Origin of the sequence: Arthrobacter sp. H5, from assembly GCF_000520595.1 — a bacterium.
Lineage (GTDB): Bacteria > Actinomycetota > Actinomycetes > Actinomycetales > Micrococcaceae > Arthrobacter_D.
In genome coordinates this window covers 62,649-71,390 of record NZ_KI914980.1, presented here as the reverse complement: position 1 = coordinate 71,390, position 8,742 = coordinate 62,649, and the positions used below count along the sequence as shown (strand labels likewise).

The window sequence follows — 8,742 nt, the reverse complement described above, 5'->3', positions numbered from 1 at the left end:
CCCGCCGCACGTACCTTACCGGCGGGATGGGCGCACACCATGAGGGTGAGTCCTTCGGCGATGACTTCGAACTGCCCTCCGACCGTGCCTACTCCGAGACCTGTGCGGGAGTGGCGGCAGTCCAGACGGCGCAGCGACTTCTGCTGAGCACCGGCCAGTCGCAGCATGCCGACCTTGTGGAACGTGTGCTGTACAACGTGGTGAGCGCGTCGCCGGCCGAGGACGGTAAGGCGTTCTTCTACACGAACACCCTCCACCAGCGCCAGGCGGGAACCGAGCCCAACTCGGATGCTCCCAGTCCCCGCGCGGCTTCAAGTTTGCGGGCGCCGTGGTTCGCTGTTTCCTGTTGCCCGACCAACGTGGCGCGGACGCTGTCCTCGCTCGGCGCCTACATGGCGACGGTCGATGAATCCGGGGTGCAGATCCACCAGTATGCGCCGTCGCGTATCCGGACCAGCCTGCCGGACGGCAGTGCTGTCGAGCTGGAGATCGAGACGGACTATCCGTCGGAAGGAACCGTCCGTATCACCGTCACCGAGGCGCCGGACCGCCCCTGGGCGCTGTCCCTGCGTATCCCCGGATGGGCCGACGGCACCACGGTCCGTTTGGGTGACTCGGTCCGGAAGGCCGGTCCCGGCTACGCACGGATCGAGGAGGCCTTAGCGGCAGGGACCGTCGTGGAGCTGGAGCTTCCGCTTCAGCCGCGCTGGACATGGCCACACCCGGAGATCGACGCGCTGCGTGGGCAGGTCGCCGTTGAATGTGGCCCGGTTGTCTACTGCCTGGAGTCTGTGGACCTTGGTGCTGACGTGGGTGCGGCCGAGGTTGTCGTGGACGGCCCGCCGGTGATCGAGAATGGCCGTGTGCTGGTCCCGGCGAAGGTCAGGATCCAACCCGAGATGGAGTGGCCCTACCAGGAGGACGCGTCCACCGTGGTCACTGTTTCAGAGCCAAAGCTCACGCCGCTGGTGCCCTACTACTCGTGGGCCAACCGCGGACCGTCCACCATGCGGATCTGGATGCCCGTCGCGCGCTGACGGTTTCCACTCGGTGGTTCAGAGGAGCGGATAACTGTCGGGGCGGCTATCGAACAGCGGGGCGAAGAGTTTTTGATCTGACGCGCTGATTCCGGCCGTCCTGGCAACGCTCCTCCAGCCTGAGACAGCGTCGGAGATGCGCGCCAGGATCTCGTCCCGCTTGTCGTCGTCGACAAAGTTGCCGGAGGATTTCATCAGCCTGTTCATGGCGGCATCCCGGGTGACCGCTCCGTCCACAGCTGTGACGCGTTCGTCCGCGAACCCGGGAGAGGGGTTCACATCGAAGGCCGGAGCGAGGCGCCAGCCGCTGCCCTCGCGAAGGAATCCATGATTGCGCAGGTGGTCGTCCGTGTTGTTGACGACGATATTGAAAGCAATGCGGCGGAATAGCTCCGCCCGGTCAGCCCGTGGATTGTCCGACTGTTCATCGATCACGTCCAGCAGGTCGAAGTAGTCCGCATGGGCTCCCTCGGACTCCTGCAGCATTGTCATGGCGGACGCATAGCCGAGGTGGTGTTCGCCGTGGCGGTCGAAGCGCTCGAGGATGAGAACGGGGGCGCCGGTGATCGCTTCCAGCCGATGCTTTGGGACGTTGATGCCGGCGAGGGCAGCCAGTTCGAGGGTGACTCCTTCCCATCCAATGACATTCCAGTCATCGCCCTCATGCGGGAACTTGGCGATCGCCATCCGTTCACCATTCATGATCGCGGCCTTTGGCCGTGCTCCACCGAGGCTTCCCGTTCCAGCCGCGAGAAGAGTTTTGAGAGCAGTCAGATTGTCCTGCCCCCGATCCACCTTGCGGGCGTAGGCCAGAAGGGTGGGAAGAGATACCAGCGCGGGGACAAGGGTGCCCGGATCCAGATGGGTCCGCTTCCGATCCGGAAACGCAGTGCGCCCTGACGGGTGAGATCGGAAACTCCGAGAAGGAAGTCGCGGTCCGTGAGCGATCGCGCTGCGCCGCTTCTGTCGGCCGCTTCGGCGGTTCTCCTCCGCGCGATGATGCGGCGTCCCCAGCGGTCGGGACTGGCATCCCGAAACGCTCTAGGGATCCCGGAGATATGCTGGCTCCCATTTTCCAGAGGCAATCCGGGGTCGACGGCGTACGCCTGCCGCAGGGCGAGGTACTCAAGATTGTAGGCGAACGTGGTGCCTGTCCTGCGGGGCCGAACATCAAAGTAGGCGGTTCCCGCGTGGACCAGTCCGGACGCTAGCTCCAGATCGACCTCAACAGGCCCGCTCAACGGCGTACTCTCTGCGGTAGTTGCTGGTCAGCACGTGCACGCCCGAAGTCAGTTTCGTAGGGATCCAACGCTGTGCTGAGGGTTTCGCTCATTCCAAGGACGCGCGCAACATCCAGGAATACGCCGAATCCCACGCCAAGGTCGCCTTGTTCGAGTTTGCGGAGTGTGGTGCGACTGATCTGAGCACGGTCGGCGACCTGCTGTGCGGTGAGACCGAGAAGCTTTCGCCACGTGAGGAGTTGGCCCCCAATGGTGGCTGCAGCTCGTTGGGTTTTCATCGAGGTTCTTTTTGTCGCCACAATTAAGTCTAGGCCATACGGTCAGTAAAGTGACCATTATCAACGATAGAGGCTAGTTTAGTTATCATTATTGAGCTAGCGAGACGGTGGATTCCACTCATCTACCGGCTGTAGTGGTAGCGGCACTGGGCGATCCGGGTCTCGTCGCCGACTACCTTGTAGACGAGCCGGTGTTCGTCGTTGATCCGCCGGGACCAGTACCCCTGGAACCCGTGCTTCAAGGACTCGGGTTTCCCGATGCCCTCATTGCCGTTGCGCTGGACATCGCTGAGCAGACTATTGATTCGCTTGAGGATCTTGCGGTCTTCTGTTTGCCACCAGAGGTAGTCTTCCCATGATGATTCGTCCCAGAGCAGCCTCATTCGTGGAGCTCGTGCGCAACACCCTCGCCGTGTTCGAGGTTCTCTATTGCACCAAGCAGCCGGCGTGCATTTTCAGGACTTCGCAGAAGATAAGCGGCCTCCTTCAAGGACTGGTAATCGTCCAGCGAGACGATGACCACAGGGTCCTTGCCAGCCCGGGTGATAACAATCTCTTCGCGGTCGTCGAGTACCGAGTCAAGTGTGGCTGCGTAATTCGCCCGCGATTCCGAGTAGGTCATTGTCTTCATCAATTTCTCCTAACGTACATAATATTGTACGTCTTGGGTGAGTGGGTGGACAAGGCGAAAACGACAACTGGCGATCAGCACCGCGTCTATTCTCCGATTGAGGAACGCCGGCACGACGACGGCGATGCCGGCGCATGGATTCGTATACAAACGTTCAACGAGCACGGCGAAGAGTCATGCGCCGCGGGTCGTCGAATCCCAGCGCCACGTACCCGGGCGCCCGCTTGGCCAACGACGACGCGAGGACCGGTGTGAGACTGTCGTGGTAATCATGCACGATTGCCTGACTCTTGCCCGGGTGGGGACGTACTATTCTGCCCGCATACTGCACCAGGCGTCCTTTGAACGAGATCGGGGCTGCCAGGAACAAGGCGTCCAGTTGAGGGCAGTCGAATCCTTCGCCGATGTAGGAACCGGTGCCAAGCACCAGGAGACCATTCGCCGGATCAGTTGCATTAATGAGATCGACGGCGGCCTTCCGTTGCTTTGTCTTCAGTGACCCTGACAGCAAGACGGGCTCTACACCAGCTTTGGCGAACCTTTCCGCGAAACGATCCAAGTGCTTCTTCCACGTAGTTAGCAGGAGGATCTTCGCATGATTCCTGTGGGCTTCCAGCACGTCGCCTACGATCTGCTCCAATCGGGCGTCGTCCGCGATGAGGTGTTGGTAGATTCGCGCCATGCCGCCCGGATCCGAGGGCTCGGCGTCACCGTCATAAAAGTACGACGTCGAATGCACCTTGAGCGCCAACTCTGGGCCTGGGATATCCCCGGCCTCTGCTGGAAGCTGGCCTGGTTCGGTTGGTTCCATCGTGTGAATGACCTGGCCGAGCTGGTGGTACATCAATTCGTCCAGCCGGTCGCGCCTATACGGGGTCGCCGTGAGGCCGAGCCAATAATGGGCCGGAATCTGATTCATTACATCGGTGAATGCGGCGGCTGGCACGTGGTGGCATTCGTCGGCGATGATCTGGCCATAGCCAGCGGCCAGCTCCGCGACATTGGTCCGCCGGGCGAGCGTGGGAAGCAGTGCGACATCGATCCGGCCGGTGGTCTTCGAACGTCCGCCGCCAATTTGTCCGCACTTTTCACCCATCAACTCCTCCACACGGGCGCGCCATTGGTCAGCGAGCGCCTTGCGGTCGACAAGGATCAGGGTTGAGATGCCGCGCAGCGCCATGAGCGCGCATGCCATAACGGTCTTCCCGGTTCCAGGCGGCGCAACCAGAATCCCATTATCGGCAGCGATGAGGTCCTTCACGGCCGCTTGCTGGTCGACGCGGAGCGTAGCTGAGCAGGCAAGATTCTGTTGTGTACCGGTGGTTCGCAGGTCTTTGACCCGCAGTTTACTCCCGGCCGAGACAACCAGTTCCTCAAGCAGGGGAAGAAGACCTCGAGGCAGGACGAGATCCCCTTCGAGTGTTTCGTCGTAGCTGCACAGGAAACGGGGAAGATTCCACGTTGAACGGCGCTGACGCTGGCGTTCTTGAAACGCGGGGTTCGGCATGGATGCCGCGTGTTTGACCGCGGTGATCATGGAAGGCCCAAGGTCCGAAGCCTTGACCGTGATGCGGGCGGCAAAGTCCACGTGGACGATGAGTGCTGGGCGGGGCACAATTTTTGAGGACTGAGGAAGTTCGAGGCGACGGACTTCGTGGCCAGTCCGGACGGACGGCAGTTGCCGCAAATGCCGAGAGGCTGCCGCCGGCGTCAAACGGTCCAAGCTGGACAAGTACGCCCACTGGTCCTCGTATGGCTCGAGCGTTGAGGTGTCGAGGAAAAGTGTCGTGCCGTGCTGTCGTCGCTTTCCGTTCAATGGGGCGGCAATGAGGTTTCCAACACCTTTGCCGCTGTGAGTATCCTGCGAGGGGAATAAGCGATCGTAGCTCGTAAGGCTCATGCTTCCCCGCAGATTCATCGCCTCGTGGAGGATCCCGGCGGCCAGTTCGCGGGCAAGAGATGCACCCAGGGCGTTGGCGAAGAAAATCCAGACGTGGGCGCCGCGCCCGGACTGGGAGATCTCCAAAGCTGCGGGAATGCCGCGGTATCGGGCGGCTTTAACATAGGCAAGAGCGTCGAGCATTGCCGCTGCGCCGTCGAAGTCCGCTGCAATCCACCAGCACCTGTCATCTGAAGTGAGCGGGTAAAGGCCAATGTGCTGCCGTCCGGTAAGGTGGTCGGCCAGCACTGCGGCAGTGAGCGGGAGATAGGGCGCTGACTCTCGATTCATGCCTTTGCGCCAGCCACCGGTGACCGCGGGAACCCAGCCCGCGCGGCCCTCGCGGGCGTTTTCCCATCGCAGAGCATAGATGTCGGTGCGGGCATGAAATAGATCTTGGAAGAAGTGAACCTTGTCTTCCGGCGGGGAGTCCCTCGTCACTGGACCGGTGGGCCTCGGCGGCAGTGCCGTCTGATCCCGTCGGGCGGCACTTGCCTCCTCGTCGCTGAGTTCAAGAATTTTCCGCAGCCGAGTGTTGTCGATACGTAGTTCTTCGAGTTCGCGCAACACGGCAACGGAATTCGATCCAGCCGATGTGCGCGCTGGTTTCAGAGCTTCCACCATGCCTGCATTTTCCGGCCACGGGAGTGTTGGTTGAGCGATGACTTGCTCGTCACTCGGCAGTTTGGCTTCTTCCTGCGTGTTTTGGTCAAAGTCCACACCCCATTGTTACGGAATCCAGGGAACACATGCGCTGTCCGCTACGTAAGCAGTCCGTGCACCCCGCGGGCAATTGTGGTGGCGGCGCCCAGATAGGCCACGGCAATCAGCAGCAACTGCGCTGTCCGGATGCTGATGTGTTTCGCCAGCACGTCGCCAATGACGATCCCCGCCAGACAGGTGAGTGCCACCGCCAGCCACATGCCCCACGGGAGTTCGGGGACCGCACCTCCGGCAAGCGCCTTGAACACAAGAGCCAGGCAGCCGATGGTGAAAAAGTACGGTTGCATGGTGGCTGCAAAGGAACGGTGCGGCCATCGTGTTGCCAGAGAGTAGATGCTGACGGCCGGCCCTCCAACCCCGGCAGCGGTATTCATGAACCCGCTCATTGCACCTGCGGCGGTCAGGTAACGCCGCCGCGGCGACAGTACAGCTGAGCGTAGGCACAACGAGACGGTGAGACCGCCGGCCAGCAATGCTCCAATGCTGATTTCCAGTACGGGCGCCGGAATCACCCTGACGATCATGGCGGCGGGAACAATGCCCAGCAGCGCCGCGGCTGCAAGGAACCTGTACCGCCGCCAGTCAACGTCTCTGAAGACTCTCGGAATGATCGCCGCGGCAGTGACTGCCCCGCACACATTGACAAGGATCACACCCTCGACCGGTCCGAGGAGCAGCACCAGAAAGGGGGCGGCTACCAGGGCGAATCCCATCCCGGTTACCCGCTGCATACCGGCGCCAACAAGAACTGCCAGCAGCACGAGGGCTGGAACAATCACCTACGGCCGCCAGGCGATGTACTGAACCTCCTCAAACTCTTCCATGCCGAGTTCGCCGCCTTCGCGGCCCAGGCCCGACTGTTTCATTCCTCCCATCGGAGCAAAGGCGACGGATGGCACCGGATCATTGATTCCCACGATCCCCGCCTCCAGTTTCTCGGCGAAGTTCCAGGACCGGCGGGGATTCTCAGTCCACAGGTAGGCTGCGAGGCCCATCTCAGTTGCGTTGGCCATCGCCAGCGCTTCGGCCTCATCCTTGAACGTGACGACGCCGGCGGCTGGCCCAAAGACCTCCTCCTGTACCAGCGGCGCGTCGGCTGGCACGTTGCGCAACAGCGCTGGTGCCAGGAACGCACCTTTGTCCGGCACCCCGGTTCGTTGGGTCACGAGTTCGGCCCCTCGCTCCAGGGCGTCATCGATGAGCATTTGCACTGACGAGACGCGTTCCCTATCGATCATTGGGCCCAGATCCGGGACCGGGGAACTCTCTCCGGGCGCCCCGTGTCCGATGCTCATCTCATCGAACCGGTGGCCGAGCCGTGTGGCAAACTCGTCGGCGATGCTCTCCTGGACCAGGAAACGGTTGGCAGCAACGCACGACTGACCCGTGTTACGCAGGCGGCCGATCACGGCACCCTCAACCGCCGCCTCAAGATCGGCGTCCTCGAAGACCACGAACGGTGCGTTCCCGCCCAGCTCGAGCAGCGGCCGGACAACCCGGTTGGACGCCTGCGCCATGATTTGCCTGCCTACCCCGGTGGACCCCGTGAAGCTGACCGCCCGCACGGCTGGGTGTTCAATGAGCGCAGCTGTGATTTCGCGCGAAGGACCGTGGACAAGATTGACAACGCCGGCAGGGAAGCCTGCATCGACGAGCACCTCGAAGAGCCCGGTGGCAGCAAGAGGGGCCTTCTCGCTGACCCGTCCCACCACGGAGCATCCCGCAGCGAGCATCGCTGCGAGCTTGCGTGCCTGGATGGAGACCGGGAAGTTCCAGGGTGTGAGGCTGAGCGCCACCCCGATGGGCCTGCGGGACGTCAGATGACGCCGGCCCGGCGCCTCGGACGGGCTGACTGACCCACCGGACCTCCGAACTTCTTCGGCGAACCAGCGGAAGTACTCAATGGAGAACTGCACTTCGCCCTGGGCCTCGGGGAGCCGTTTGCCCGCCTCCAGGGCAAGCACGCCAGCAACCTCGTCCTTGCGCTCGGCGAGAAGCTCGGACGCATTCCGCAGGAGGTCGGACCGGGTGCGGACGGTTGATTCGGACCAGGACGCAAAGGCGGACGCCGCAGCGTCAGCGGCCCGGACGGCGTCGTCCCGGCTGCCCCAGGCAACTTGCCCGACTACGGTCTCGTTGCCGGGGTCCGTGACGTCTTTGGTCGAGTCACCCGCGTGCCACTCTCCGTTGATGAGGTGTCGCGCTTCCTTGAGATTCATGTTTTCTCCTTGGCTGTCAGAGTTCCAGGACGGCGGGCCGGCGTCGGCCGCCTACGGTAAGGGATGGCCACTGATCATCGGTGGCGAGCAGGGTTGGTCCTCCGTCGGTCACCAGAATGGTGTCCTCCACCTTGAAACCCATACCGGACGGGTTCCAGGCAAGTGCCATGCCGTCGGCAAGGGTGAGGTCGGTGGCACCATGGGCAATGAGTTCGCGTGGGTTATAGCCGGTGAGTCCTCCCTGGTGGTGGCGGTGCCATTCGTCTGGGTCGAAGCCGTTGTCGGCATAGGCGGCGGCGCCTTGGTTGAAGACCTCGCCCAGGTTGGCGCCCGGTTGGCTGTGGTCCAGGAACCGGCTCTCCACTTCAAGCAGGGACTGATAGTGCTGGGCTTCTGCCCTGAGCGGCGTGAACGCCGCCATGCGGGTGACGCTGGCAACCATGCCGTTCCGACGGCCGCAACAGGCAATCATGACCCGTTGTTCGATGATCTTGTTGGTGGCCAGCGGGTGCCGGTGTTCAGCGATGCGGCTGTCGGAGCCGACAAAGAGGGCAACGCATTCAATGCCTTCGTCGAGAAGCGCCGCCACCAGCTTTCCAGCGACATGGTTCTCCGACTGAGCAGGGCGGGCCGCTGCTGCAACCCGGCCGGTGATTCGGGCGACGTCGGCACTT

At 62.5% G+C, this 8,742-nt stretch carries 10 protein-coding genes; 1 reads left to right on the top strand and 9 read right to left on the bottom strand.

Annotated elements, in window-relative coordinates; genetic code table 11:
* On the top strand, positions 1-1,037 hold a 1,037-nt coding region (locus tag Y708_RS29595; protein WP_035775227.1), incomplete at its 5' end, for a glycoside hydrolase family 127 protein.
* An 18-nt stretch (positions 1,038-1,055) separates the two neighbouring features.
* Here the strand turns inward: Y708_RS29595 and Y708_RS27335 are convergent.
* The 9 genes from Y708_RS27335 to Y708_RS22765 all read right to left on the bottom strand — a co-directional run.
* Positions 1,056-1,832 carry a type II toxin-antitoxin system HipA family toxin gene (locus Y708_RS27335; protein ID WP_275451100.1) on the bottom strand — a complete coding sequence of 259 codons (777 nt, stop codon included), beginning with the start codon at positions 1,830-1,832 and terminating at the stop codon, positions 1,056-1,058.
* Positions 1,808-2,278 carry a HipA N-terminal domain-containing protein gene (locus tag Y708_RS27330; RefSeq protein WP_051478585.1) on the bottom strand — a complete coding sequence of 157 codons (471 nt, stop codon included), beginning with the start codon at positions 2,276-2,278 and terminating at the stop codon, positions 1,808-1,810. Before Y708_RS27330 ends, Y708_RS27335 begins: the two co-directional genes overlap by 25 nt.
* Positions 2,275-2,556: a helix-turn-helix domain-containing protein gene (locus tag Y708_RS0104255; protein WP_028278969.1), complete on the bottom strand. Its 282-nt coding sequence runs from the start codon at positions 2,554-2,556 to the stop codon at positions 2,275-2,277. The genes Y708_RS27330 and Y708_RS0104255 overlap by 4 nt, the downstream gene beginning before the upstream one ends.
* Before the next feature lie 122 nt (positions 2,557-2,678).
* On the bottom strand, positions 2,679-2,939 hold the full coding sequence (locus Y708_RS0104250; protein WP_028278968.1) for a Txe/YoeB family addiction module toxin: 261 nt from the start codon (positions 2,937-2,939) through the stop codon (positions 2,679-2,681).
* Positions 2,936-3,187 carry a type II toxin-antitoxin system Phd/YefM family antitoxin gene (locus tag Y708_RS0104245; protein ID WP_028278967.1) on the bottom strand — a complete coding sequence of 84 codons (252 nt, stop codon included), beginning with the start codon at positions 3,185-3,187 and terminating at the stop codon, positions 2,936-2,938. The genes Y708_RS0104250 and Y708_RS0104245 overlap by 4 nt, the downstream gene beginning before the upstream one ends.
* 154 nt (positions 3,188-3,341) lie before the next feature.
* Entirely contained in the window at positions 3,342-5,846 is a 2,505-nt protein-coding gene (locus Y708_RS22770) for a DEAD/DEAH box helicase (protein ID WP_253905679.1), read from the bottom strand.
* Positions 5,847-5,887: 41 nt separating this feature from the next.
* Positions 5,888-6,628 (bottom strand): sulfite exporter TauE/SafE family protein, encoded by a 741-nt coding sequence (locus Y708_RS0104235; RefSeq protein WP_028278966.1) that lies wholly within the window; start codon positions 6,626-6,628, stop codon positions 5,888-5,890.
* Positions 6,629-8,068, bottom strand: coding sequence for an NAD-dependent succinate-semialdehyde dehydrogenase (locus Y708_RS0104230; protein ID WP_028278965.1), 1,440 nt, complete (start codon positions 8,066-8,068; stop codon positions 6,629-6,631).
* A gap of 16 nt (positions 8,069-8,084) precedes the next feature.
* On the bottom strand, positions 8,085-8,742 hold a 658-nt coding region (locus Y708_RS22765), incomplete at its 5' end, for a M24 family metallopeptidase (RefSeq protein WP_155853677.1).

What these genes read in the sequence shown, in the direction of transcription:
- Y708_RS0104255 (WP_028278969.1), bottom strand. Translation starts at nt 2,556, where the DNA reads ATGAAAACCCAACGAGCTGCAGCCACCATTGGGGGCCAACTCCTCACG.
- Y708_RS0104250 (WP_028278968.1), bottom strand. Translation starts at nt 2,939, where the DNA reads ATGAGGCTGCTCTGGGACGAATCATCATGGGAAGACTACCTCTGGTGG.
- Y708_RS0104245 (WP_028278967.1), bottom strand. Translation starts at nt 3,187, where the DNA reads ATGAAGACAATGACCTACTCGGAATCGCGGGCGAATTACGCAGCCACA.
- Y708_RS0104230 (WP_028278965.1), bottom strand. Translation starts at nt 8,068, where the DNA reads ATGAATCTCAAGGAAGCGCGACACCTCATCAACGGAGAGTGGCACGCG.